This is a genomic window from Marimonas arenosa (genome assembly GCF_030848945.1).
Lineage (GTDB): Bacteria > Pseudomonadota > Alphaproteobacteria > Rhodobacterales > Rhodobacteraceae > Marimonas > Marimonas arenosa.
Genome location: NZ_JANHAX010000006.1, coordinates 72,052 through 96,063, shown reverse-complemented (window position 1 = coordinate 96,063; position 24,012 = coordinate 72,052). Strand labels below are relative to the sequence as shown.

The 24,012-nt window shown below is 65.7% G+C and carries 24 protein-coding genes; 19 read left to right on the top strand and 5 right to left on the bottom strand.

What is annotated here, in order from left to right; genetic code table 11:
- The first annotated feature begins 63 nt into the window (after positions 1 to 63).
- From NO357_RS17470 to NO357_RS17430, 9 genes are all read left to right on the top strand, one after another.
- Positions 64 to 786, top strand: a complete 723-nt coding sequence (locus NO357_RS17470; RefSeq protein WP_306737014.1) for a uracil-DNA glycosylase — start codon at positions 64 to 66, stop codon at positions 784 to 786.
- Complete coding sequence (locus NO357_RS17465) at positions 783 to 1,358, top strand: hypothetical protein (protein WP_306737013.1); 576 nt, start codon at positions 783 to 785, stop codon at positions 1,356 to 1,358. Before NO357_RS17470 ends, NO357_RS17465 begins: the two co-directional genes overlap by 4 nt.
- Positions 1,359 to 1,366: 8 nt before the next feature.
- Positions 1,367 to 1,966 carry a metallophosphoesterase family protein gene (locus tag NO357_RS17460; RefSeq protein WP_306737012.1) on the top strand — a complete coding sequence of 200 codons (600 nt, stop codon included), beginning with the start codon at positions 1,367 to 1,369 and terminating at the stop codon, positions 1,964 to 1,966.
- Positions 1,963 to 2,583: a LysE family translocator gene (locus NO357_RS17455; RefSeq protein WP_306737011.1), complete on the top strand. Its 621-nt coding sequence runs from the start codon at positions 1,963 to 1,965 to the stop codon at positions 2,581 to 2,583. Before NO357_RS17460 ends, NO357_RS17455 begins: the two co-directional genes overlap by 4 nt.
- Positions 2,580 to 3,122 (top strand): molybdenum cofactor biosynthesis protein B, encoded by a 543-nt coding sequence (gene moaB / locus NO357_RS17450; RefSeq protein WP_306737010.1) that lies wholly within the window; start codon positions 2,580 to 2,582, stop codon positions 3,120 to 3,122. The genes NO357_RS17455 and moaB overlap by 4 nt, the downstream gene beginning before the upstream one ends.
- Positions 3,119 to 3,559 (top strand): NUDIX domain-containing protein, encoded by a 441-nt coding sequence (locus NO357_RS17445; RefSeq protein ID WP_306737009.1) that lies wholly within the window; start codon positions 3,119 to 3,121, stop codon positions 3,557 to 3,559. The genes moaB and NO357_RS17445 overlap by 4 nt, the downstream gene beginning before the upstream one ends.
- 118 nt (positions 3,560 to 3,677) lie before the next feature.
- Positions 3,678 to 5,135, top strand: coding sequence for an efflux RND transporter periplasmic adaptor subunit (locus NO357_RS17440; RefSeq protein WP_306737008.1), 1,458 nt, complete (start codon positions 3,678 to 3,680; stop codon positions 5,133 to 5,135).
- Between the two features lie 7 nt (positions 5,136 to 5,142).
- On the top strand, positions 5,143 to 8,565 hold the full coding sequence (locus NO357_RS17435; RefSeq protein WP_306737007.1) for an efflux RND transporter permease subunit: 3,423 nt from the start codon (positions 5,143 to 5,145) through the stop codon (positions 8,563 to 8,565).
- A 90-nt stretch (positions 8,566 to 8,655) separates the two neighbouring features.
- Positions 8,656 to 9,645 carry a hypothetical protein gene (locus tag NO357_RS17430; RefSeq protein ID WP_306737005.1) on the top strand — a complete coding sequence of 330 codons (990 nt, stop codon included), beginning with the start codon at positions 8,656 to 8,658 and terminating at the stop codon, positions 9,643 to 9,645.
- A gap of 196 nt (positions 9,646 to 9,841) precedes the next feature.
- On the opposite strand, the gene hisG is transcribed toward NO357_RS17430, so the two are convergent.
- From hisG to hisS, 3 genes are read right to left on the bottom strand one after another with little or no spacing between them, the layout of a single operon-like run.
- Positions 9,842 to 10,537, bottom strand: a complete 696-nt coding sequence (gene hisG / locus NO357_RS17425; RefSeq protein WP_306737004.1) for an ATP phosphoribosyltransferase — start codon at positions 10,535 to 10,537, stop codon at positions 9,842 to 9,844.
- Positions 10,534 to 11,652, bottom strand: a complete 1,119-nt coding sequence (locus NO357_RS17420; protein ID WP_306737003.1) for an ATP phosphoribosyltransferase regulatory subunit — start codon at positions 11,650 to 11,652, stop codon at positions 10,534 to 10,536. The genes hisG and NO357_RS17420 overlap by 4 nt, the downstream gene beginning before the upstream one ends.
- Positions 11,652 to 13,127, bottom strand: coding sequence for a histidine--tRNA ligase (gene hisS, locus NO357_RS17415; RefSeq protein WP_306737002.1), 1,476 nt, complete (start codon positions 13,125 to 13,127; stop codon positions 11,652 to 11,654). Before hisS ends, NO357_RS17420 begins: the two co-directional genes overlap by 1 nt.
- A 134-nt stretch (positions 13,128 to 13,261) precedes the next feature.
- On the opposite strand from hisS, the gene NO357_RS17410 reads away from it, so the two are divergent.
- Positions 13,262 to 13,456 (top strand): SlyX family protein, encoded by a 195-nt coding sequence (locus NO357_RS17410; RefSeq protein ID WP_306737001.1) that lies wholly within the window; start codon positions 13,262 to 13,264, stop codon positions 13,454 to 13,456.
- Positions 13,457 to 13,507: 51 nt separating this feature from the next.
- Here NO357_RS17410 and NO357_RS17405 read toward each other — a convergent pair whose 3' ends face one another.
- Both NO357_RS17405 and NO357_RS17400 read right to left on the bottom strand, forming a co-directional pair.
- On the bottom strand, positions 13,508 to 13,936 hold the full coding sequence (locus tag NO357_RS17405; protein ID WP_306737000.1) for a type II 3-dehydroquinate dehydratase: 429 nt from the start codon (positions 13,934 to 13,936) through the stop codon (positions 13,508 to 13,510).
- 9 nt (positions 13,937 to 13,945) lie between these two features.
- Complete coding sequence (locus NO357_RS17400) at positions 13,946 to 14,380, bottom strand: DUF1489 family protein (RefSeq protein WP_306736999.1); 435 nt, start codon at positions 14,378 to 14,380, stop codon at positions 13,946 to 13,948.
- 171 nt (positions 14,381 to 14,551) lie between these two features.
- Between NO357_RS17400 and NO357_RS17395 the strand changes: the two genes are divergently transcribed.
- The 9 genes from NO357_RS17395 (at position 14,552) to NO357_RS17355 (ending at position 23,896) form a co-directional block, all read left to right on the top strand.
- On the top strand, positions 14,552 to 16,816 hold the full coding sequence (locus NO357_RS17395; protein WP_306736998.1) for an adenosylcobalamin-dependent ribonucleoside-diphosphate reductase: 2,265 nt from the start codon (positions 14,552 to 14,554) through the stop codon (positions 16,814 to 16,816).
- Between the two features lie 219 nt (positions 16,817 to 17,035).
- Complete coding sequence (locus NO357_RS17390) at positions 17,036 to 18,100, top strand: Hint domain-containing protein (RefSeq protein WP_306736997.1); 1,065 nt, start codon at positions 17,036 to 17,038, stop codon at positions 18,098 to 18,100.
- A 265-nt stretch (positions 18,101 to 18,365) separates the two neighbouring features.
- Complete coding sequence (gene rpsD / locus NO357_RS17385) at positions 18,366 to 18,986, top strand: 30S ribosomal protein S4 (RefSeq protein WP_306736996.1); 621 nt, start codon at positions 18,366 to 18,368, stop codon at positions 18,984 to 18,986.
- Positions 18,987 to 19,062: 76 nt separating this feature from the next.
- Positions 19,063 to 20,484 carry a homospermidine synthase gene (locus NO357_RS17380; protein WP_306736995.1) on the top strand — a complete coding sequence of 474 codons (1,422 nt, stop codon included), beginning with the start codon at positions 19,063 to 19,065 and terminating at the stop codon, positions 20,482 to 20,484.
- Positions 20,485 to 20,579: 95 nt separating this feature from the next.
- Positions 20,580 to 20,744 (top strand): hypothetical protein, encoded by a 165-nt coding sequence (locus tag NO357_RS17375; RefSeq protein WP_306736994.1) that lies wholly within the window; start codon positions 20,580 to 20,582, stop codon positions 20,742 to 20,744.
- A 99-nt stretch (positions 20,745 to 20,843) separates the two neighbouring features.
- Positions 20,844 to 21,002, top strand: coding sequence for a hypothetical protein (locus tag NO357_RS17370; RefSeq protein ID WP_306736993.1), 159 nt, complete (start codon positions 20,844 to 20,846; stop codon positions 21,000 to 21,002).
- Positions 21,003 to 21,081: 79 nt separating this feature from the next.
- On the top strand, positions 21,082 to 22,167 hold the full coding sequence (hisC, locus tag NO357_RS17365) for a histidinol-phosphate transaminase (protein ID WP_306736992.1): 1,086 nt from the start codon (positions 21,082 to 21,084) through the stop codon (positions 22,165 to 22,167).
- Complete coding sequence (locus NO357_RS17360) at positions 22,164 to 23,081, top strand: prephenate/arogenate dehydrogenase family protein (RefSeq protein ID WP_306736991.1); 918 nt, start codon at positions 22,164 to 22,166, stop codon at positions 23,079 to 23,081. The genes hisC and NO357_RS17360 overlap by 4 nt, the downstream gene beginning before the upstream one ends.
- Positions 23,081 to 23,896, top strand: a complete 816-nt coding sequence (locus tag NO357_RS17355) for an extensin-like domain-containing protein (protein WP_306736990.1) — start codon at positions 23,081 to 23,083, stop codon at positions 23,894 to 23,896. Before NO357_RS17360 ends, NO357_RS17355 begins: the two co-directional genes overlap by 1 nt.
- Positions 23,897 to 24,012: the final 116 nt, after the last annotated feature.

The window sequence follows — 24,012 nt, the reverse complement described above, 5'->3', positions numbered from 1 at the left end:
GCATGGCGTTTGACGTGAAAACGCCGGTTCAGACCGGACCCGGGTTCGGGTAGTGTCGGCATCATGGAATCGGGAACTGACTTTCACGCCGCACTGGCCGCGCTCGACTGGCAGGTCGAACTGGGCGCCGACGAGGCGATCGGCGAGGTGCCGGTGAACCGCTATGAACTGCCGCCGGCGGCGCCGGCGGCAAAACCGGCCCCGGCCGCCGTGACCGCGGCGGCTGGCGATCTCGACGCTTTGCGCGCGGCAATGGCGGCCTTCGAGCATTGCGAGCTGAAGCGTGGGGCACGGCAGCTGGTCTTTGCCGACGGTCTTGCCGGCGCCAGGCTGATGATCGTGGGCGAAGCGCCGGGCCGCGACGAGGATCTGCAGGGCAAACCTTTTGTCGGACGGGCCGGGCAGTTGCTCGACCGGATGCTGGCGGCCATCGGCATGGGCCGGGCCGACGCGGATGCGCCGGTCTATATTACCAACGTCCTGCCCTGGCGGCCGCCGCAGAACCGCGACCCCAGCCCGGAAGAGATCGCCATGATGCTGCCGTTTCTGGAACGGCATGTGGCATTGGCCGAGCCGCAGCTGCTGATCCTGATGGGCAATATCAGCTGTCAGGCGGTGCTGGGGATGCGCGGCATCACTCGGCTCAGAGGCAAATGGGTCGAGGCCTTCGGGCTGCCGGCCTTGCCGATGTTTCATCCGGCCTATCTGCTGCGCAACCCGGCGGCCAAGCGCGAGAGCTGGGCCGACCTGCTGGACGTCAAGGCGCGGCTTGAGGGGGCGGGATGAGGGCCGTCGCGCTGGCGCTTTTGCTTGCGGCAAAGCCGGGTTGGGCCTTCGAAACCGACTATGCCGCTGTTTTCGCGGCGCATGAGGCGGACGTGCTCGTCGTGTCGCCCACCAAGCGGCGTCTGGAGCTGCCTGGGCCGGTGATTATCCACGAACTGCGGCAAGGCGACGGCAGCCTGGCATTTTACGGGGAGGATCAGAGCGGGCTGGGGGCGGCGGGCTGCTCCTTGCGCTTGCTTGTCGACATGGTGGTCCTGGCCGGTCTGTGTGACGGTTTGATCAATGAGGCGGACTTCCTGCTGCTGCAGAGCGACTTGGCCGAGGTGGCCGGTTTTGTCGGCCGCAACGCCGTGCCGCCGGTGCCCCAGGCGGAGTTACGCGACCGGCTGGTGGCGCGACTGGCGCGGCGGTTGGCCGAGATTGGCGAGGCGACGACCGTCTGCGCCGGCGGGGTGCACGGCACGCAGGATATGGCGGAACAGCTTCGGGCGCTGTTGCGGCCCGCAGGTCAGGCGGCGATAAAGCGGGTGATCAGCCAGCCACGACTGCCGGTGGAAAACGACTGCAATTGAGGACCTCGATGAAAATTCTTGCCTTTTCCGATCTGCATGCCAGCCGTGAGCAGGCCGCCCTGTTGGTCGAAGCGGCGGCCGACGCCGATCTGGTGATCGGCGCGGGGGATTTCTGTAACATGCGGGCGGGTTTGGACGCGGCGCTGACGCTGCTGAGCGGGATTGTGGCACCGTTGGTGACGGTGCCGGGCAATGCCGAAAGCGCCGATGAACTGCGCGCGGCGGCGGGCGAGGACATCACGGTGCTGCACGGAGAAGGGGCGACGGTCGGGGGCGTGACACTGTTCGGTCTCGGGTACGGCGTGCCGGAAACGCCGTTCGGCGCGTGGTCGTGCGATCTGAGCGAGGCGGAGGCCGAGTCGATGCTGGCGCGCTGTGACGCGGCGGATATCCTGATCACCCATTCGCCGCCCAAGGGGGTGGCCGATGTCACCTCGGGTGGACATTCTGTGGGATCAACGGCGATCGCCGCAGCGATCGAACGGATCCAGCCGCAGCTGGCGTTCTGCGGCCATATCCATGACAGTTGGGGGCGGGAAGGTCGGATCGGCGCGACGCGCGTTGTCAACCTGGGGCCGTTCGCCAACTGGTTCGAGGTGGACCCATGATCGACCCGATCGTGTTTCTGGCCTTCTTACCCGCCGCGCTGGCACTGAACCTCACGCCCGGGGCCGACATGATGTTCTGCCTGGCGCAGGGCGCGCGGGGCGGGGCGCGGCCGGCGCTGGCGGCGTCGGCCGGGATATCGGTCGGCACCATGGTGCATGTCACGGCGGCCGGATTGGGCCTGGGGGCCGTGATCGCCGCGGCGCCATGGGCGTTCGATGCGATCCGCTGGGCGGGCGTGGCCTATCTGCTGTGGCTGGCGTGGAAAACTCTGCACAACCCGATCGGCCGGGCTGACGCGGTGGGCGTGCGTCCGGCACGGGCGTTCCGCGACGGGCTGGTCGTCAACCTGACCAACCTCAAGGTGATCCTGTTCATCCTCGCCTTCGTGCCGCAGTTTGTCGAGCCGGGGCACGTCGTGCTGCCGCAGTTCCTGGTGTTCGGCGCGGTGCTGGCGGTGGGCGGGTTCGTGATCAACGGGCTGGTCGGCGTGTTCTCGGGCGGGCTGGGTCGGGCGCTGGCGCGCAATCCGCGGGCGGAGCGGGCGCTGCGGCTGGTATCGGCCACGGTGTTCGGGGCACTGGCGATGAGATTGCTTCTGGAAGGGAAACAGACATGAGCCGGATCGACGATAGCAAGCAGTTCATCCCCGTCCGTATCGCGGTGCTGACGGTCAGCGATACGCGCGAGATGGCCGATGACCGCTCGGGCGACACGCTGGTGGCGCGGATCGAGGCGGCCGGCCACGTTCTGGCTGACCGAAAGATCGTGCGCGACGAGCGCGATGCGATCTCCGGGCAGTTGCGCGCCTGGATCGCAGACCCGGGTATCGACGCGATCATCTCGACCGGCGGCACCGGCTTGACCGGCCGCGACGTGACGGTAGAGGCGCATCGCGACGTTTACGAAAAGGAGATCGAGGCGTTCGCAACGGTCTTCACCATCGTCTCGATGCAGAAGATCGGCACCAGCGCGGTCCAGAGCCGGGCCACCGGCGGCGTGGCGGGGGGCACATACCTGTTCGCCCTGCCGGGCAGCCCCGGCGCCTGCAAGGATGCCTGGGACGAGATCCTTGAATACCAGTTCGACTACCGTCACCGGCCCTGCAACTTCGTCGAGATCATGCCGCGTCTGGACGAGCACCTGCGGCGCAAGTGAGCCGGTTTCGCGATATCGGGCCGTTGCCGGACCCGGTGGTCTGGCACGGGGCGACGGTTCTGGCGCGGGATTCGGCGGGCCGGGTGCTGATGCAACTGCGCGACGACCGTGCGAACGTGGTTGCGCCGGGGCAATGGTGTTTCTTCGGCGGAGCGGTGGAGCCGGGCGAAACCTTGGAGACGGCCGCCCGGCGCGAGTTTCTCGAGGAGACCGGGATCGACATCGCCGACGCGCCGCTTGAACCGCTGGCGCGGTTTGCCTCGGGGGCGCTTGTGGGCGGGGTGGTGCATGTTTTCACCCTCGGGCGGCCGGTGACGGCCGACGAGGTAACCTTGGGGGAGGGGGCCGGGTTTGCCTTTCTGACCCGGGCGCAGGTCGAGCGCTTCGACGTGATCGCCAATTTCCGGCGCCTGCTGCTGGAGCTCGACGAATTCTGAAAAAATTTTCGACCGATCACCCCGTCTGCGACGTAACAGCCTTGTGGCTTGGCAAATCCGAAGGGTGCGTTAAATTAATCCATCGGCTTTCCAAGGGTTTGCAGCAAGGGACCCGTAGATGCGATTTCTCCGTCAGAGCCTGACCGGACTTTTCCTTCTCTCGCTCACGCTGGGCGTGCTGTTTTATGCCGGGGTGACCGTCAAGCAGGCCATCGACGCACGGATGGCACGGGAGACCCGCATGCCGCAGGCGCGGGAACGGGTTTTTGCGGTCAACGTGGTGAAGGCCGAAATGGGCAACGAGGCGCCGGTGCTGACCGCCTATGGCGAGGTGCAGAGCCGCCGCAAGCTGGATCTGCGCGCCGCCGTGGGCGGAGAGGTCATCGAACTGGCGGAAAATTTCGTCGAGGGCGGTCAGGTCGAGGAGGGGCAGGTCTTGCTGCGCATCGACCCGGCCGACGCCGCCGCGGCGCTGGCCAAGGCGGAGAGCGACCTGCTCGATGCCGAGGCCGAGGCCCGCGATGCGGCCCGGGCCCTGGCGCTGGCGCGCGACGAACTCAAAGCCGCCGAGGAGCAGACCGCTCTGCGTGAGCGCGCCTTCCGCCGGCAGCAGGACCTGCGCAGCCGTGGCGTCGGCACCGACGCCGCGGTCGAGACCGCCGAACTGGCAGCCAGCGCGGCCCGCGCCGCGGTGCTGTCGCGCCGGCAGGCGATCGCACAGGCCGAGGCACGGATCGATCAGGCGGCCACCCGCCGGACCCGGGCCGGGATCGCCCGCGACGAAGCCGCCCGAACGCTGGCCGAGACCGAGCTGCGCGCGGGCTTTGCCGGCACGCTGTCGGAGGTGAGTATCGTCGAGGGTCGGCTGGTGAGCCCGAACGAGCGTGTGGCGCAGCTGATCGACGGGTCTGCGCTGGAGGTAGCGTTCCGGTTGTCGGCGCAGGGCTATGCCCGACTGCTCGACGATCAGGGTCGGCTCAAGCCGGTGCCGATCCGGGCGCGGCTCGACGTGTTCGGCGTCGGGTTGGTGGCCAACGGGCATGTCAGCCGCGACAGCGCCGCGGTCGGGGAGGGTCAGACCGGGAGGCTGGTCTTTGGCCAGCTCGATGAAACACGCGGGTTGAAGCCGGGAGATTTCGTTACCGTCGAGATCGACGAGGCGCCGCTTGAGGGCGTGATCCGCCTGCCGGCCGGGGCGCTGGGGGCGGACGGCACGGTGCTGGTGCTTGGCGAAGGGGATCGGTTGGACGCGGTCGCCGTCGAGCTGCTGCGCCGACAGGGTGACGACATCATCGTGCGCGCCAAGGAGTTGGACGGCCGCGAGGTGGTCGCCACGCGGACGCCGCTTCTGGGCGCGGGGATCAAGGTGAAACCGCTGCGCCCCGTCGGCGCGGCGGCTTCGGACGAGCCGGAAATGCTGGAGCTCAGCGACGAGCGGCGCGCACGGCTGGTGAGCTTCGTGGAAGGCAATGACCGGATGCCAGCGGACGTCAAGACGCGGCTTCTAGGCGCGTTGGAAAAGCCGATGGTGCCGGCGCAGATGGTGGCGCGGCTCGAAGCCCGGATGGGCGGGTGAGCCAGCGATGATCCGGCACAGACAACACCATCGCGAAGCGGGCACGATCCTGTCCTATTTCGCCCGGCACGCGACCGCGGCGAACCTGCTGCTGGTGGTCCTTCTGGTGGCGGGCATCGCAGCGCTGCCGAGAATGCGGGCGCAGTTTTTTCCCGATGTGATCATCGACAACGTGAGTGTTTCCATCGCCTGGGAGGGGGCCGGGGCCGAGGATGTGGATGCGGCCATCGTGCAGGTTCTGGAGCCGGCATTGCTGGCGGTCGAAGGGGTGGAAAGCTCGGAAGCGACCTCGCGGGAAGGCCGCGCCAGCATCACGCTCGATTTCGAGCCGGGATACGACATGGCGCGCGCTGCCGATGACGTCCAGGCGGCGGTGGACGCGGTGACGACCCTACCGGACGAGGCCGAGGAGCCGGACGTGACGCGCGGAGCCTGGCACGACCGGGTGACCGACGTGGTGATCACCGGTCCGGTGGGAAGTGACCAACTGGGCCTGTTCGCCGACGAGTTTGTCACCCGCCTGTTCGCCGAGGGCGTTACCCGCACCACGATCCGCGGCGTTGCCGCGCCGCGCACGGTGATCGAGGTGCCGAGCGTCAATCTCATTGCGCATGACATCAGCTTTGCCCGGATCGCCGAGGCGATCGCCGAAGAGGTCGATGCCGATCCCGCCGGCGATGTCGAGGGCGCCAATGCCCGGATCCGCACCGGGGTGGAGAAGCGCGATCCCGGACAGATTGCCCAAGTGGTTCTGAGGGTGAATGCCGACGGCTCGAAACTGACCGTCGGTGATATCGCCCGCATCAGGGTCGAGGGCACCAGCCGGAACCGGTCTTATTTCGTCGGCGACAACCCCGCCACGTCGATCCGGGTCGACCGGTCGGCCCAGGGCGATGCCATCGAGTTGCAGCGCAAGGTCGAGGAGGTGGCGGCCGAGATGCAGGCGACCCTGCCGGCCGGCGTGACCATTGACCTCATCCGCACCCGGGCGGAGGCCATCACCGACCGGCTCAACATCCTGATCGACAATGGCGCGGTGGGGTTGGTGCTGGTTGTGGCGCTGTTGTTCCTGTTTCTCAACGCGCGCACAGCCTTCTGGGTGGCGGCGGGTATTCCGGTATCGATGCTGACCGCGATCGCGCTGATGTATGCCTTTGGCCTGACCATCAACATGATCTCGCTGTTTGCGTTGATCATCACGTTGGGGATCGTGGTGGATGATGCCATCGTGGTTGGCGAACACGCCGATGCCCGGGTCAAGAACCTGGGCGAGAAGCCTTTGCAGGCGGCGGAAAACGCCGCCAACCGCATGGCCCTGCCGGTTTTCTCGGCGACGCTCACCACGATCATCGCGTTTTTCGGTCTGACCGCCATTTCCGGCCGGTTCGGCGACCTGATCCAGGACATTCCCTTTACGGTCATCGTGGTGCTGGCTGCGAGCCTGGTAGAATGCTTCCTGATCCTGCCCAACCACATGGCGCATTCCCTGCACCGGTCGGCGGCGCAGGATCACTGGTATGACCTGCCCTCGCGAGTGGTCAACCGGGGCTTTGTCTGGGTGCGCGAGACGCTGTTCCGGCCGTTCATCGCTGGTGTGATTTGGATGCGTTACCCGGTGCTGGCCGGGGCGGTTCTGCTGCTGGCAGGCCAGGCGGCGCTGTTCATCGATGGCGGTGTGAAATGGCGTTTCTTCAACGCCCCCGAACGCGGCAGCGTGACTGGCAACTGGGCGATGGCGCCGGGGGCGACGCGCGCGGATACAGTGGCGATGATGCGCGAAATGCAACGCGCCGTCGAAGCGGTGGGCAAGGCCTATGAGGCCGAACACGGGCTGAACCCGGTCGACTACGCGGTGTCGGAGGTGGGCGGAAATTCCGGCCGGCCGCTGCCGGGCTCATCGACCAAGGACCAGGATCTGCTGGGCGGCATCGCGATCGAACTGATCGACGCCGACGACCGGCCCTATTCCAGCTTCGCCTTCGTCGCCCGACTGCAGGATGAGGTCCGCCAGCACCCGATGGTCGAGACGCTGAGTTTCCGTGGCTGGCGGGCGGGTCCGGGGGGCGAGGCGCTGGACGTGCAGTTCTTTGGGGCCGATGCGGCGACACTGAAGTCCGCGGCGCAGGCCTTGAAGGCTGCCGTCGGTCGCTATCCTGAGGTGAGTGCGGTCGAGGACGATCTGGCTTATGACAAGGACGAGCTGATCCTGGACCTGACTGCGCAAGGCCAGGCGCTGGGATTCACCATCGACGGGCTGGGCCGGGTTCTGCGCCATCGTCTCAACGGGCTCGAGGCGGCGACCTATCCCGAAGGCCCGCGCAGTGCCGAGATCCGTATCGAATTGCCACGGGGCGAACTGACCGCCGACTTCCTCGAACGCCAGCATTTGCGCACGCCCTCGGGCTCCTATGTGCCGCTGGCAGATATCGTCAGCGTCGATAGCCGCGCCGGGTTTTCGACCGTCAAACGGGAAAACGGCATCCGGACGGTTTCGGTGACCGGCGATATTTCCGAGGATGACCCGGCCCGCGCGGAAGAGATCATGCGGGCCCTGGAGTCCGAGATCCTGCCTGACATCGGCGAACGGTTCCAGGTGGAATGGCGGCTTTCGGGCCTGTCGGAACAGGAAGACGAGTTTCTCAACGACGCGCTCTTGGGACTGATGCTGTGCCTTGTCGGCATCTACCTGGTTCTGGCCTGGGTGTTCTCGAGCTGGACCCGGCCGCTGGTGGTGATGGCGATCATTCCTTTCGGGCTGGTCGGGACAATCTACGGCCACCATCAGTGGGACGTGCCGCTCAGCATGTTCACGGTTGTGGGGCTTCTGGGCATGACCGGGATCATCATCAACGACTCGATCGTGCTGGTGACGACGATCGACGATTATGCCCGCGACCGCGGGCTGATCCCGTCGATCGTGGACGGTGCCGCCGACCGGCTGCGGCCGGTGTTCCTGACCACGGCGACGACGGTGATCGGGTTGGCGCCGCTGCTCTACGAAAATTCGCAACAGGCGCAGTTCCTGAAACCCACCGTGATCACCCTGGTCTATGGCCTGGGATTTGGGGTTTTCCTGGTATTATTGGTGGTGCCGGCGCTGCTGGCGATCCAGTCGGATGTGAAACGCCAGATCACCGCCTTTCGCCATGCAATCACGGCACGGCCGGGCGCTGGTCTCGTGCGGGTCGTGGCGACGGTCGGGGCGGCTGCGATGCTGGTCTGGCTGGCCGCAACGATGGGCCATGTCGCTTGGACCGGGGTGCTCTGGCCCGGGCTGGACGCGGTTTTGCCAGGGGGGCTGACGGCGCGGCTGGGTGCCTTGCAGCTGGCGCTTTTTCTGTTTGTCGCCGGGGTCTCGGCGCTGGTGGTGGGGCTCTACCTGCTGGGAGCCATGGGCCGGCTCGCGGCGCGCCGGGGTGCGCGGGGATAAGCCAATGGCGGGGGCCAGCGCCGAGATGCTGGACCGGAGCCCCGGTTTTCGGCTAAGAAACGGTGTCCGTTGCTCCGGGGGGAGAGACACGTGTTGCGTAGCCCGTTTGCGTCGCTGACCGCCGCTGTGGCCCTGATGGCCCTGGCCGCCTGTGCCGGTGATCCGCTGGCCCGGGTCGAGCGGTTGGAGGATGTCGACGTGAGTACCCCGGCTGCGACGGTCGAGGCGGTGGCGGCGCCAGAGGAGACCGCCGAAAACACCGGGTTCTTCCAGCGACTGTTGCGCAAGCGCGAGGTGGCGCCGGCGGCGGCAGCCGCCACCGATGACGACGTGGGAAGGCCGTTGACCACCACCACCGCCACCACGACAGAGGCCGGCTCCGTCCCCAACGACGCTGCGCCTGCGCCCGCGACGCGCGGTTTACTCGGAATTTTCAACCGGAACCGGCCGGAACCTGTAGCCGACGCGGACGGCGTGCAGCTGGCATCCGTGGACGCGCCGGTGACAGCCGCGGAGACGCCGGGCACGAAAACGGATGCCCGCGCCCGAACCGGGTTCTTCGGCGCCGCCGGGACGGTAGGCGCGGGGCTCGACGCGCGAGATGCCGTGCCTGGAGAGGTCCTGCCTTTCGGCGAAGTCGCCCGGGCTTGCCATGTCAAACGCGGCGATCTGGGCCAGGTGGTCGCGAAATACCCGGAGCGTGGGGCGAAATACAAAGTCTATGACAACGCGCCCGGCAACCTGGGCCTGCACACGTTCTATGTCACCGGGTTCCGGGACGGCTGCCCACGCCAGTTCACCGCGGCGCTGGCGCTGTTCGGAACGGCCGGTATGTACGAGTCGCTGCGTTACGCTCTGCCGGCCAGCGCTCGCAGCAAGAAACCCACCGACAAAGCCTATGAGAAGGTCAAGTCGCGGATCTGCGGGGTGAGTCGTGGCAAGCCCTGCGGCGCCAAGATCGGCCGGATGGAGAAGAACACCGTGTTCCTCAGCCTTTACAACCGGTTCGAGGGCGCACAGGGCTGGACCAACCTGCTTTTGAGCGAGGGCGAGGTCGTGGCCAGGGATGTAGAAGGCTGAGCCGGGGCGTGCGCCGGGTCAACACCGTTGCGGGTTTCTTGGAACCGGAAACCCAGGCTGGAGGGGATCCCTGTTCATTGCCCGAAGCCAACCTTTTCGCGACGCGCCGATGGCACGGCCTGCCTCCCCGGATCGGCGTCATGTCCCCTTCCGGGGCACTCGCAAGGTACCCGTTTCCGCAAACCTCCGAAATGTTCTAGCCGAGCCCGAGTTGCGCCAGCAGCGCGGCGAGGTTGGCGCGGTTGTCGCCGGAAAGCTCGGCAGTTCGCGAGCGGAACAGCGTCGCCTGTGATTTCAGCACCAACCCGTCGGCCAGAATCTTCAGGTGATTGGCGCGGAGCGTATCGCCCGTCGAGGTGATGTCGGCGATGGCTTCGGCGGTTTCGTTTTTTACCGTGCCTTCGGTGGCGCCCTGGCTATCCACGAGTTGATAATCGGCCACGCCATGCTCGCGCAGAAACTCGCGCACCAGGCGGTGATATTTGGTGGCGATGCGCAGGCGGAAGCCATGGGCGCCGCGGAAAGCCGCGGCCGCGGCGTCGAGATCGTCGAGCGTGTCGACATCGACCCAGAATTGCGGCACCGCGATCACCAGGTCGGCCTGTCCGAAACCCAGAGGGCAGAGTTCCTCGACCTGGTGCTCCCAGCCGCCGAGTTTCTCACGGATGAGATCGGTGCCGGTGACACCGAGATGGATGCGCCCGGCTGCGAGGTCGCGGGGAATCTCTCCAGCCGAGAGCAGCACCAGTTCGACGCCGTCGATGCCCTCGACCGCGCCGGAATATTCCCGGTCGGAGCCGGTGCGTGCCAGCGTGATGCCGCGTTCGCCGAACCACTGAAACGTCTTTTCCATCAACCTGCCCTTGGAGGGCACCCCCAACTTGATGCTCATGCCGCCTCCCCCTGGGCCCGGCCTTCCCTGAGATCCAGCATCAGTCCCGGCCGAACCACGCCGCCCACTGCGGGGATCTCGCGTTCGGGGTGGCCGCTGGCCGCGCCCAACTGGCGGGTAAGCGCATCATAACGCCCGCCGGTGGCGACCGGCGGCAGGTCGGGGCGACCCTCGGCGTAAAAGCCGAAGACGAAGCCGTCGTAGTATTCCATTTGAGTGCGGCCGTAGGACGCCTCGAACTCGAGCGAGGCCACGTCGACGCCGCGCGCTGCCAGGGCCTCGGCCCGGGCCTCGAGACGGGCGACGGCAGGGGCGATGGCAGGCATGTCGACGGCGATGTCGCGCAGGTGGCCGAGAGCGAAGGTCATCGTCTCGCGCACCGAAAGAAGCGCGTCCATCAGCCCCAGCTCGGCTGCCGAGATCGGTGCCGCGGCGGCGTCTTCGTGCAGCGCGGTAAGGCGGGCGCCGATTTCTTCGCGGCTGCGCAGGCCGATTTCGGGGCCGGCGTGTGCCAGGGGATCGAGATCGGCCAGCAGCGCGGCGCGGGTCGGCGGAACCGGGGCGCGGCCGGAATAGCGGTCGATCAGCGCGCGGAAGCGGCGCGGCCGCCAGATATGGCGCATCAGCGCCGCCTTGCGCCGGTCGGTCGTGTGCAGTCCGGCGACGGCGGCGGTCAAAAGGCCGATGTCACCGGTGGCGGCGCGCACCGGCAGACCGTCGAGCACACTGCCGATCAGGGCGAAGACCTCGGCATCTGCCGCCGCCGGGGCGCTGCGCTCGAAGATCTCATAGCCGACCTGGAGGTATTCGTTGGCGCGGGCGGGGTCGTCTTCCTGGCGGCGGAAGACCTCGCCGGCATAGGTGTAGCGGGCGGGTTCGGCGCCGTGCTGCATGTGCATCTGCACCACTGGCACGGTGAAATCGGGGCGCAGCATCTGCTCGCCGCGGAGCGCGTCGGAGGTGACATATGCGCGGCCGCGAATGTCCTCGCCGTAAAGATCGAGCAGGGTTTCGGCCGGCAGCAGGATCGGGGCCTCGACAGGCTGCGCGCCCGCAGCCTCGAAGATGGCGCGCAGGCGCGCCGCCTCGGCCCGGTTTGCCGCCCGGATCGGCATCAGCCGACCTGCCCGTCGAGGATCTCTTGCACCTTGGCGACCAGCTGGTCACGCGACACTTCGAACTGGCTGGGGCGTTCCTTCCACTCTTCATGCGTGGCGTTCTCGGCGATTTTTGCGCCAAGGATCAGGTCCTTGATCTGCACGACGCCCTTGGCCTTTTCGTCGCCGCCTTCGATCACCGCGACCGGGCTTTGACGCTTGTCGGCATACTTGAGCTGGTTGCCGAAGTTCTTCGGGTTGCCGAGATAGACCTCGGCGCGGATGCCGGCACCGCGCAGTTCGCCCACCATGGCCTGGTAATCGGCCATGCGGTCGCGGTCCATCACGGTGACCACCACGGGGCCGCGCGCGTGATTTTCGATCCGACCTTTTTCACGCAGGGCGGCCAACAGCCGGTCGACGCCGATGGAAACGCCGGTGGCAGGCACCGCCTGGCCGGTGAAGCGTTTTACAAGGTCATCGTAGCGTCCGCCGCCGGCGACCGAGCCAAACTGGCGGGTGCGGCCCTTGTCGTCGAGAATCTCGAAGGTCAGTTCGGCCTCGAACACGGGGCCGGTATAGTAGCCGAGGCCACGCACCACCGAAGGATCGATGACGATGCGGTCGAGTCCGTAGCCTTGCGCGGCAAGCAGCGCTGCGATCTCTTGCAGTTCGGCTACGCCTTCGGCGCCAATCAAGCTTTCGCCGATGGCGGTTGTTAAATTGGAGAGTGTTTCCTCGTTGGTGGCGCCTTTTGAGGTCAAGAAGGCAATCACCGGTTCGGATTGCTCCGGAGTGAGGCCCACTCCGTCGATATAGGCGCCTGAAGCGTCGAGCCGGCCCTTGCCCAGAAGCTCGCGCACGCCGTCTTCACCCACCTTGTCGAATTTGTCGATGGTGCGCAGCACGTCGGCGGCCTGTTCTTCATCGGTAACACCCATCGCCTCGAGCACGCCGTTGAGGACCTTGCGGTTGTTGACGCGCACGATGTAGTCGCCGCGGGGAATGCCGACGGTTTCCAGCGCGTCCGAGAGCATGGCGCAGATCTCGGCATCGGCGGCGACCGAGGCGGCACCGACGGTGTCGGCGTCGCATTGGTAGAACTGGCGATATCGCCCCGGGCCGGGTTTCTCGTTGCGCCAGACCGGGCCCATGGCGTAGCGGCGATAGGGGGTTGGCAGGTCATTGCGGTGCTGGGCATAGACCCGGGCCAGGGGCGCCGTCAGGTCATAGCGCAGCGCGACCCAGCCGTCATCGTTCTCTTCCCAGGCGAAGACCCCGGCATGCGGGCGGTCGACGTCGGGGAGGTATTTGCCCAAAGCGTCGAGCGTTTCCAAGGCCGAGCTTTCCAGCGCGTCGAAGCCGTAGGCATGGTAGACCGCGGCGATTTTCGACAGCATCTCGGCGCGCTCGGTTACCTCGGGGCCGAAATAGTCGCGGAACCCTTTCGGCGTCACCGCCTTGGGGCGCGGGGCTTTTTTCTGCTTTGCCATGGTCGTCGCTCGGTCTTTTCCGTGGGCGCTTGTTTCGCGGTCAGCCTCTAGCGGATGGGGCCCAGCGGGGCAAGGCGGCATCTTGGACGGCGCGGGGACTTGACCGATCCGCGCGGCGGAGCGATGTAGCGGGCATGGAACGTCTGGAAGAAAAACTCGCCCATCTCGAACGCATCGTCGATGAACTGAGCGACGTGGTCGCCCGGCAGGAGGGCGAGATCGAGACGCTGAAACGGCGGGTCGGGATGCTGATGCAGCGCGAGGCCGAGCGTGAGGCCGACACCGGGCAGCACGTGTTCACCGGGCAGGAGCGGCCGCCGCACTATTGACGCTGGAGCGGGTCGTGGCGTCTGACGGGCCGGGATTCCGGCGGCAGCGGGTCAACTGATGAGGCGGTAAAGGGCGTCCATGGCAACCGGATACCCCTGTGCGCCCAGCCCGGCGATCACCGCCGTGGCAACCGGCGAGATCAGGCTGTCGCGGTGGGCGGCGTCGCGGGCGTGGATGTTCGAGATATGCAACTCGATCACAGGGCCGCCGAAGGCGGCGAGCGCGTCGCGGATGGCGATCGAGCGGAAGCTCCACCCGGCGGGGTTGATGATGATGCCGGCCGCGGTGCCAAAGGCCGCGTGGATCATCTCGATCATCTCGCCCTCGTGGTTGGTCTGGGCGAAGAGAAGGTCGCCTTGGGCGGCGTCGCGGCACATCGCTTCGACTTGCGCCAGGGTGGTATGGCCGTAGATATGCGGCTCGCGCAGGCCCAGCAGGTCGAGGTTGGGCCCGTTCAGGATATGGATCGCGCCGGGCATGCCGAGACCTCAGAGCACGCCGATCTCGGCCAGTTTGGCGCTGAGATCGGGGGGCAGGTCATCATCGCTGGCGCGGCCTTGGGCGAGGTCGGGCGGGGCGTCGGCGGGGTCGAGATAGCGCCAGCCCTGAAACGGGCGTTTCAAGGCAGGGGCGACGCGAACAAGTTCCGGGTCGAGCACGATGGCGCAGCGGCGGATGCCGTCCTGTCCTGTCACCTCGTCCAGTCGCAGGATGCGCTGGCGGCATTGCACGGCGCCCTTGATAACCCAGTAGATCGATCCGCCGTCGAGAACCTCCGTCTCGCGGCGGGGCCACATGCGGGTCACGTGGCGGGGCAGGCCGTCATCGGTCTGGGCCCGCTTCTGCTTTTGCCACGCGGCCAGGCTGTCGAAGCTTTCGCTGCCGACGCTGAGCTTGATCAGATGGGTTATCTTGTTCGCCAATTGTTCCAGCCCCCCAGATGTGGTAGGTTAAAAGTCTTCCGACGATTCTGCCAGTGGCACAGACTGCACAGTCCGCAGAGCAATTGGAGCGCGCGCGCCTTTCGCGTTTGACCGGTCTGCCGCGGCTGCCTACTTTCGAAATCCTGCAACCGATCCGCCGAGGACCCGACCATGACCCGTTTCGCCGCCCCGATCGCCGAACAGATCTGGGACATGAAATACCGTCTGAAACAGGCGGATGGCACACCGATGGATCTGAGCGTGGAAGACACCTGGCGGCGGATCGCGCGGGCGCTGGCCGAGGTCGAAGCCGAACCGGCGGCGTGGGAAGACCGGTTCTATGCAGCGCTCGAGGATTTCAAGTTCCTGCCGGCGGGGCGGATCACCGCCGGCGCCGGCACCGGGCGCAACGTGACACTGTTCAACTGCTTTGTCATGGGCACGATTCCCGACAGCATGGTCGGCATTTTCGACCACCTGAAAGAGGCCGCGCTGACGATGCAGCAGGGCGGCGGCATCGGCTATGACTTCTCGACCATCCGGCCAAAGGGCGCGGATGTGAAGGGGGTGGCGGCGGATGCCAGCGGGCCTTTGTCCTTCATGGATGTGTGGGACGCGATGTGCCGCACGATCATGAGCGCCGGCAGCCGCCGCGGCGCGATGATGGCGACGATGCGTTGCGATCACCCCGATATCGAGGATTTCATCACCGCCAAGTCGGACGCCGCACGGCTGAGGATGTTCAACATGTCGGTGCTGGTCACCGATGCTTTCATGGATGCGGTCAAGGCCGATAGGCCGTGGGAGCTCAAGTTCGACGGCAAGGTTTATCACACGGTTCAGGCGCGCGATCTTTGGAACAAGATCATGCGGGCCACCTATGATTATGCCGAGCCCGGGGTGATCTTCATCGACCGGATCAATGCGATGAACAACCTGGCCTATTGCGAAGAGATCGCCGCCACCAACCCCTGTGGCGAGCAGCCGCTGCCACCCTACGGAGCCTGCCTCCTGGGCTCGATCAACCTGGCGCGGCTGGTAAACGCGCCGTTCGAATCCGGGGCTGGGATCGATGAGGACGAATTGGCCGATCTGGTCGCCTCGGCGGTACGGATGATGGACAACACCGTCGATGCCAGCCGCTTTCCGCTGCCGGCGCAGCGCCAGGAGGCGCAGGCCAAGCGGCGTATCGGGCTGGGGGTGACAGGGCTTGCCGATGCACTGTTGATGATCGGGCTGCGCTATGGCTCGGACGAGGCGGCGCGACAGACCGAGCGCTGGTTGCACGCGATCGCCCGCGCCGCTTACCGCGCTTCGGTGCAACTGGCGAAGGAGAAAGGCGCCTTTCCGCTTTTCGATGCCGACAAGTATCTGGCGAGCGGAGCAATGCAGCAGATGGACGATGACGTCCGTGCCGAAATTGCCGAACATGGCATCCGCAACGCGCTGCTGACCTCGATCGCGCCGACCGGAACGATTTCGCTCTATGCCGGCAACGTGTCGAGCGGGATCGAACCGGTCTTCGCCTATGCCTATACCCGCAAGGTACTGCAGAAGGACGGCTCGCGCACCGAGGAAGAGGTGGTCGATTACGCGGTCAACATGTGGCGCGACAAATTCGGCGACCGCGAATTACCCGACTATTTCGTCAATGCCCAGACGTTGGCACCGCAGGATCACGTCAAAATGCAGGCGGCGGCGCAGAAATGGGTCGACTCGTCGATCTCGAAGACCATCAACGTGCCCGAGAATATCGATTTCGAAGCCTTCAAGGACGTCTACCTGCAAGCCTACGAGACAGGCTGCAAGGGCTGTACCACCTATCGGCCCAACGAAGTGACGGGCAGCGTCCTGAGCGTGAGTGAGACGAGCGAGGCCACGCCCGAGGCGGACAAGGGCGCGGAGGTGGTCTACATGACCGAACCGCTCGACCGGCCGGTGGCCCTGGAGGGGTCGACCTACAAGCTGAAATGGCCCGACAGCGAACACGCGATCTACCTGACGGTGAACGACATCACCATCGGCGGCCACCGGCGGCCGTTCGAGGTGTTCATCAACTCGAAGAACATGGAGCATTTCGCCTGGACCGTGGCGCTGACCCGGATGATCTCGGCGGTGTTCCGGCGCGGCGGCGACGTGTCGTTCGTGGTCGAGGAACTGAAGGCGGTGTTCGATCCGCGTGGCGGGGCATGGATGCAAGGCAAGTATATCCCGTCAATCCTGGCCGCGATCGGCGGGGTGATCGAGCGCCACATGATCTCGATCGGTTTCATAGAGGGCGAGGGAATGGGGCTCAAGTCCGACCCGCAGGCACAGGTGGTAAATTTGGACGGAGCACCGCGCGGTCCGGCTTGCCCGAGTTGCGGCCAATACGAGATGCGCATGGTCGAGGGCTGCATGACCTGCATGAGTTGCGGCCATTCGAAATGCAGCTGAACCGCGCGGCCGGTTTTTCTGACCCTGTCATGGGGCGACAGCGACGCCACGATCGACGACAAGGCCTGTTTTCAACCGGCTGCAGAGTGGGCTCGACATCACACAGCGACAGGTATTTTGGCAACAGTGATCCCGAGTCAGGACAATTTTTGTCTTGGCCCGGCGAATCACCTTTGTTAACCTTTTCACAATAAAAACGAAGAGGCAGGCAAACAGGCAATGGGAACGGGCTTTCGCGGCACGTTTGTCATCTCCTGGTCGCAAACGGAAGTGGACGGTCTCCATGCCGCCCCGGTGGTGACGCTGCGGGTCGGGGCGTCGTGGCTCTGGCAAGGTGACGCGGTGCGTGTTGATGGTCCGAGTGAGCTTCTGCGACTGGAGCGGACAGACGGCAAGAAACAGGTCCGCAGGCGGGCGGCACGGCTGGTTCGGCGCCTCGTTGGTGCAGCAATCACGCAGGCCGACCGGCTGGATGATGTCGAGATCGGACCGGAGCGATCCGAGGACAGTTTCGTCGTCAGCGACGGGACGCAGAGCTATACGGTGACGCTGATCGAGGTGGCGCCGGGCCAACCGCCGCTGCTGATGTTCGTCGACGAGATTCCGCCAAAAGGACAGCCGCTCTGGGTGGTGCATCAAAGCTATGAACGGCCGCGACACGATCCCCAGGGGCCGGATACGGGCGGGGTGATCTGCTTCATTCCCGGTACCCGCATCGCGACGCCGGACGGTCCGCGGCTGATCGAGGAGTTGCGCGAGGGAGACCGGGTCGAGACCAAGGACGATGGCGCGCAGGAAATTCTGTGGATCGGCGCCCGGCGGATGACCGGGGCCCGGCTGTTCGCCATGCCGCGGCTCAGGCCGGTCCGGTTTCGCGCCGGTGCACTGGGGGGGGACCGCCCCGAGGAGGAACTGATCGTCAGCCCGGAACACCGGATGCTGGTCAAGGGCCGCGTGGCGCAGGCGCTGTTCAATACCGACGAGGTGCTGGTGCAGGCGCGCGACCTGGTGAACGACCGAGATGTAGTGACCGACAGTCAGTTGAGGGAGGTGACCTATGTCCACCTGTTGCTGCCATCGCACCAGGTGGTCTGGGCCAACGGGGTCGAGACCGAGAGCTTCCATCCCGGCAACACCGCGCTGTCGACGCTGAGCGATGCCGACCGCAAGCGGCTGCTGCACGGGTTTCCGGACTTCGCCGTCAATCCATCGTCCTACGGCCCGGCGGCCCGGCGCAACCTGTCGCCGTCCGAGGCGGCGATCCTGATGCATGAGGCGGCCTGATCCGGAACTGTGCCGGCGCTGCAGGTTCGATTGCGTTCAGGTCAGGCAGGCCTTGGGGGCGTTGCCCCCAAACCCCCGGGATATTTCCGGTCAGATGAAGCCGGCGACAGGATTTGCCTGTTGACTCGCGCGTGCGTCGGACTATAAGCGCGCTTTCATTGGTGTTGGTGGCCCCCGCAAGGGGATGCCTGTCGCCCGGTTCAGGGAAAGGACAACGCCCTTCACAGTCGCCCCGCGGGGCGCCGCATAACGAAGGAGATCAGCCGTGACCAAACGCACGTCTGCCAAGTACAAGATCGATCGCCGGATGGGCGAAAACATCTGGGGCCGCCCGAAATCCCCCGTCAACCGTCGCGAATACGGCCCCGGCCAGCACGGCCAGCGCCGCAAGGGCAAGCTTTCCGACTTCGGTCTGCAGCTGCGCGCCAAGCAGAAGCTGAAAGGCTATTACGGCGATCTGACGGAAAAACAGTTCCGCCGCATTTATGGCGAGGCCGAGCGGGTCAAGGGCGATACTGGTGAAAACCTGATCGGCCTGCTGGAGCGCCGCCTCGACGCCGTGGTCTACCGCGCCAAGTTTGTTCCGACCGTGTTCGCCGCGCGTCAATTCGTCAACCACGGCCATGTCCGGGTCAACGGCAAGAAGGTCAACATCCCGTCCTACCGCGTGCAGGAGGGCGACGTGATCGAGGTCCGTGATCGCTCGAAGCAACTGGCTGTCGTGCTGGAAGCCGTTGGGCTGCCCGAGCGGGATGTGCCCGATTACATCGAGGCCGACCATTCGAAGATGACCGCTAAGTTCGTGCGTACGCCGCAGCTGGCCGACGTGCCGTACCCGGTGATGATGGAACCGAACCTGGTTGTCGAATTCTACGCCAAGAACTGATCCCGGTTTCGGGTGACATTTCGAAAGGCCGTGCCTGTCCGGCGCGGCCTTTTCTCGTTTCTCAAGGGAGTGTCCCATGACGCAATCCTATCCTGTCTATGGCCGGATCGACGGCCCGATCGCGATCATCGGCTTCGGATCGATCGGGCGCGGCACGCTGCCGCTGATCGAGCGGCATTTCGAATATGATGCCGAGAAGCTGGTGGTGATCGAACCGGACGCGGCGCAGCACAATTTCCTGATGCAGCGCGATATCCGCCACATCCCGGTGGCGCTGACGCCGGAGAATTACGAGGCGGTGCTGGGCGAGGTCTTCGCCGAGGGCCGCGGCTTCTGCGTCAACTTGTCGGTGGACACCTCGTCGCTCGATATCATGAAGTTCTGCCGGGCGCAGGGCGTGCTTTACGTCGATACCGTGGTCGAGCCCTGGGCAGGGTACTATTTCGGCACCACCGACAATGCTGCCCGCACCAACTATGCGCTGCGCCAGAAGGTACGCGACGAGAAGGCCGCCAATCCCGGTGGCACCACCGCCGTGTCATGCTGCGGCGCCAATCCGGGCATGGTCAGCTGGTTCGTCAAAGAGGCGCTGATGCAGCTGGCGGTCGATACCGGGCGTGACATGGCTCTGCCGGCAGACCGCGCCGGGTGGGCGGGTCTGATGCAGTCCTTGGGAGTCACGGGCATCCATATCGCCGAGCGGGATACGCAAGCCCGCAGCCAACCACGTCCGCGCGGCGTGTTCGTCAACACCTGGTCGGTGGAAGGGTTCATCGCCGAGGGGTTCCAGCCGGCAGAACTGGGCTGGGGCACCCATGAAAACTGGTTCCCCGAGAATGGCCACCGGCATGAGACCGGCTGCCGCGCCGGCATCTGGCTGGACCGGCCCGGGGCCATCACCCGGGTTCACACCTGGTGTCCGACTCCGGGGCCGCAATTCGGCTTCCTGGTGACCCATAACGAGGCGATCTCGATTTCGGACTACTACACCGTGGGCGACCCCGCTGCGCCCGAGTTCCGCCCGACGTGCCACTATGCCTATCACCCCTGCGACGACGCGGTGCTGTCGTTGCACGAAATGTTCGGGTCGGGCCGGCAGCAGGACAAGCACCACATCCTGTCGGAACACGAGATCGTCGAGGGCATCGACGAACTGGGCGTGCTGCTTTACGGCCACGAGAAAAATGCGCTCTGGTATGGCTCGCGGCTTTCGAACGCCGAAGCGCGCGAACTGGCGCCCTATCAGAACGCCACCGGCTTACAGGTGACGAGCGCGGTTCTGGCCGGGATGGTCTGGGCGCTGGAGAACCCGCAGGCCGGCATCGTCGAGACCGACGAGATGGACCATGTCCGTTGTCTCGAGGTGCAGCGCCCTTATCTCGGGCCGGTCGAGGCGCATTACACCGACTGGACTCCGCTGCAGGACCGCTGGGAGCATTTCCCCGAGGATATCGACGAAACCGATCCCTGGCAGTTCCGCAACGTGCTGGCGAGCTGATCTGGGCCGAAAAAAGCATCGAACGGGCCACTTGCGCGGCGGCGAGTAGCCTTTTCTGGTGCGACGACCCGGCAACCGTTCGGGGAGTTCGCGAAGTGCCATTCTGTCACGGTCTGAAGTGTAACACCGGTATCCCGGGCAAGGGCGACTATGCCGGCAAATCCGGCTGGATCGCGCCGCGGTTACCGGTGCTGCGTTATGACCTCGGTCAGGCGATCGTCACTGACCGCCGGCCGAATTCGCTGATCATCGGCTCGTGAAACATCCGGGCTTTCGACGACAGTCTGCCGCGGCTGGACGAAAGCTACCACGACATCGCCGAGATCATCTCGGCGTTCAATGTCTGTGCGGTGCAGGAGGTGAAATCGGATCTCGGGCCGGTCAAGCGGTTGAAGGTCCTGCTGGGGCACGACTGGGATTACCTCGTCACCGATGCCTCGGATCACCTGCCTATCCGGGGCGAACTGCAAACGGGCTATTCCGACGACGAGCTGATGCGGTTTGTCATGCCGGGCTGACGCCCGGCGCGTGCGGCGCTTTCAAGCTTCCCATGTCGGCGCGGCGCGGATAAGAAGCCCGCGAAGGAGACATGGGCACATGACCGAGATCACCCCGCAGCCCGGGATTCTGGAGATCGACCTCTATGTCGGCGGCCAGTCGGCCCTGGCCGGACATGCCGAGGTGCTGAAACTCAGCTCGAACGAGAACCCGCTGGGGGCGCCGGCCTCGGCGTTGGCGGCGCTGGGCCAGGCGGCGCAGGGCCTGCATCGCTATCCTTCGACGGACCACGCCAGCCTGCGTCGGATCATTGGCGAGATACACGGACTCGATCCCGAGCGGATCATCTGCGGCGTGGGCTCGGACGAGGTTCTGCAGTTCGTGACGCAGGCGTTTTCTGGCCCCGGCGACGAGATCATCCACACCGAGCACGGGTTTTCGATGTATCCGATCCTGGCGCACATGGCAGGGGCCACGCCGGTGTCGGTGTCCGAGCGCGAGCGCGTGGTCGATGTCGACGCGATCCTTTCGGCGGTGAATGACCGCACCCGGCTGGTGCTGATCGCCAATCCGGGCAACCCGACCGGCACCATGGTCCCTGCGGGCGAGCTCGAGCGACTGACCGAGACGCTGCCGGGTCACGTGATCCTGGTGCTCGACGGTGCCTATACCGAGTTCGCCGAGAGCTATGACGGGGGTGCGGCTTTGGCAAAAACCCGACCCAACGTGCTGATGACGCGGACCTTTTCCAAGATCTACGGGTTGGGCGGGTTGCGCATCGGCTGGGGATATGGACCCAAGTCGATGATCGACGTGATGACCCGCATCCGCCAGCCGTTCAACCTCTCGGTGCTGCAACTTGCCGCTGGCGAGGCGGCGGTACGCGACCGTGACTGGGTGGCGCGCTGTGCGCAACTCAACGCCGAACAGCGGTTGCGGCTGACCGGCGCCTTGCGACAGTTGGGGGTGGCATGCGATGACAGTCACGCGAACTTCGTGCTGGCCCGCTTTGCCGACGAGGGTGAGGCGCTGTCGGCCGACGCGGCGCTGCAAGAGGATGGCATCATCGTGCGCCGCGTGGCCGGATACGGTTTTCCGGAAGGCCTTCGGATTACCGTCGGCGATGAAACGCAGACCAGCCGCGTCATCGCGGCGCTGACCCGGTGGCGGGAGGTTTCGGCATGACGCAGATTTACGACCGCGTTGCCCTTATCGGGCTGGGACTGATCGCGGGCTCGATGGGGCTCGCCATGAAACGTGCGGGCTGCGTGGGCGAAATCACCGGCTATGCCAAGACGGCGAAGACCCGTGAAATCGCGGACCGGATCGGGCTGGTGGACCGGGTCTGCGCCAGTGCGACCGAAGCGGTACAAGACGCCGACCTGGTGGTGCTTTGCGTGCCGGTGGGCGCGATGGGAGACGTCGCCGCCGAGATCGGTCCGCATCTGAAACCCGGGGCGACGGTCACGGATGTGGGCTCGGTCAAGCAGGCCGTGGTGGATGCCGTGGCCCCGCATATCCCCGAAGGCGTGCATTTCATCCCTGCCCACCCGATGGCCGGGACCGAGCATTCGGGACCGGAAGCGGGGTTTGCCGAACTGTTCGACAACCGTTGGTGCCTGCTGGTGCCGCAGCCGGGCACGGACGCGGACGCAGTGGACCGGTTGGAAGACTTCTGGCATGCGCTGGGTGCGAATTGCGAACGCATGGAGGTGGAACACCATGATCTCGTTTGCGCCATCGTCAGCCATATCCCGCATATCATCGCCTACACGATGGTCGGCGTGGCCGACGATTTCCACCGTGTCTCGGAACAGGAAGTGATCAAATTCTCGGCTGCGGGTTTCCGGGACTTCACCCGGATCGCCGCCTCGGACCCGACGATGTGGCGTGACGTGTTCCTCAACAACAAGCAGGCGACGCTGGAAATCCTCGGCCGCTTTACCGAGGAGCTGTTTGCTTTGCAGCGCGCGATCCGCACAGGTGACGGCCAGACACTTTTTGACTATTTTAACCACACCCGCGAAATCCGCCGCGGGATCATCGAGGCGGGTCAGGACACCGACGCGCCGGATTTCGGACGGAGCAAGAAACACTGATGCGTATGTTTCTGATATCCCTTGGCGCGGTCGCGGCGCTGACGACTGCCGCCGCGGCGCAAGCGCCAGACAGGTCGTTGCGCCCAGTGGCGCGCGGGACCATTGTGGCGGAGCAGGTCGTCGCGATGCCGGCCGTGGTCCAGCCGGCGGCGGTGCAGGCGGCGGTGCGGGAAGCGCAGACCACACCCGCGTCAGAACCGGAACGCAAAGGTTTTTTCGCAGCGCTGCGCCCGAAAAAGCGCAGCGCCAAGGTGCAGATGTTCGCCGGCAAGAAGAAGCGCGAGCTGCTGCGCGGGGCGGTTTGCGGCGATGTTGCGCTGCAGGGCGAGCCGGTGGGTTCCGTACCGGGTCGGATTTCGGGCTGCGGCGTGGGCGAGGCGGTGAAACTCCGCTCGGTCTCGGGGGTTACGCTCTCCCAGCAATCTGTAATGGATTGCGGCACGGCCAAGGCGTTGAAATCCTGGGTCGAAAATGGCCTGAAGCCGGCCGTCGGCCGGCGTGGCGGTGGTGTAGCCAAGATCAAGGTGGCGGCGCATTACGCCTGCCGCACCCGCAACAACCAGAAGGGCGCGCGCATTTCCGAGCACGGTAAGGGCCGGGCGGTTGATATCTCGGCGTTCTATCTAACCGATGGTTCCGAGATTTCTGTGCTCAAGCACTGGGGCCAGGGCTGGCGCGGCAAGGCACTGCGGAAAATGCACAAGGTGGCCTGCGGGCCGTTCGGCACCGTTCTGGGCCCCAACGCCAACCGCTTCCATCGCGATCATTTCCATTTCGACACGGCACGGTATCGCTCGGGGGCCTACTGCAAGTAGGGGTCGCTTGAGGGGTGCTCCCCGGTGAAGCGCCATGCCGCAAACGGTACACTCATCGCCGCACCCGGCTGTCAACCGGCACCGGTTTGGCCTATGCTGAGGTCCCGAACCCCTTG

What these genes read in the sequence shown, in the direction of transcription:
- NO357_RS17470 (WP_306737014.1), top strand. Translation starts at nt 64, where the DNA reads ATGGAATCGGGAACTGACTTTCACGCCGCACTGGCCGCGCTCGACTGG.
- NO357_RS17465 (WP_306737013.1), top strand. Translation starts at nt 783, where the DNA reads ATGAGGGCCGTCGCGCTGGCGCTTTTGCTTGCGGCAAAGCCGGGTTGG.
- NO357_RS17460 (WP_306737012.1), top strand. Translation starts at nt 1,367, where the DNA reads ATGAAAATTCTTGCCTTTTCCGATCTGCATGCCAGCCGTGAGCAGGCC.
- NO357_RS17455 (WP_306737011.1), top strand. Translation starts at nt 1,963, where the DNA reads ATGATCGACCCGATCGTGTTTCTGGCCTTCTTACCCGCCGCGCTGGCA.
- moaB (WP_306737010.1), top strand. Translation starts at nt 2,580, where the DNA reads ATGAGCCGGATCGACGATAGCAAGCAGTTCATCCCCGTCCGTATCGCG.
- NO357_RS17440 (WP_306737008.1), top strand. Translation starts at nt 3,678, where the DNA reads ATGCGATTTCTCCGTCAGAGCCTGACCGGACTTTTCCTTCTCTCGCTC.
- NO357_RS17435 (WP_306737007.1), top strand. Translation starts at nt 5,143, where the DNA reads ATGATCCGGCACAGACAACACCATCGCGAAGCGGGCACGATCCTGTCC.
- hisG (WP_306737004.1), bottom strand. Translation starts at nt 10,537, where the DNA reads ATGAGCATCAAGTTGGGGGTGCCCTCCAAGGGCAGGTTGATGGAAAAG.
- NO357_RS17420 (WP_306737003.1), bottom strand. Translation starts at nt 11,652, where the DNA reads ATGCCGATCCGGGCGGCAAACCGGGCCGAGGCGGCGCGCCTGCGCGCC.
- hisS (WP_306737002.1), bottom strand. Translation starts at nt 13,127, where the DNA reads ATGGCAAAGCAGAAAAAAGCCCCGCGCCCCAAGGCGGTGACGCCGAAA.
- NO357_RS17410 (WP_306737001.1), top strand. Translation starts at nt 13,262, where the DNA reads ATGGAACGTCTGGAAGAAAAACTCGCCCATCTCGAACGCATCGTCGAT.
- NO357_RS17405 (WP_306737000.1), bottom strand. Translation starts at nt 13,936, where the DNA reads ATGCCCGGCGCGATCCATATCCTGAACGGGCCCAACCTCGACCTGCTG.
- NO357_RS17395 (WP_306736998.1), top strand. Translation starts at nt 14,552, where the DNA reads ATGACCCGTTTCGCCGCCCCGATCGCCGAACAGATCTGGGACATGAAA.
- NO357_RS17390 (WP_306736997.1), top strand. Translation starts at nt 17,036, where the DNA reads ATGGGAACGGGCTTTCGCGGCACGTTTGTCATCTCCTGGTCGCAAACG.
- NO357_RS17380 (WP_306736995.1), top strand. Translation starts at nt 19,063, where the DNA reads ATGACGCAATCCTATCCTGTCTATGGCCGGATCGACGGCCCGATCGCG.
- hisC (WP_306736992.1), top strand. Translation starts at nt 21,082, where the DNA reads ATGACCGAGATCACCCCGCAGCCCGGGATTCTGGAGATCGACCTCTAT.
- NO357_RS17360 (WP_306736991.1), top strand. Translation starts at nt 22,164, where the DNA reads ATGACGCAGATTTACGACCGCGTTGCCCTTATCGGGCTGGGACTGATC.
- NO357_RS17355 (WP_306736990.1), top strand. Translation starts at nt 23,081, where the DNA reads ATGCGTATGTTTCTGATATCCCTTGGCGCGGTCGCGGCGCTGACGACT.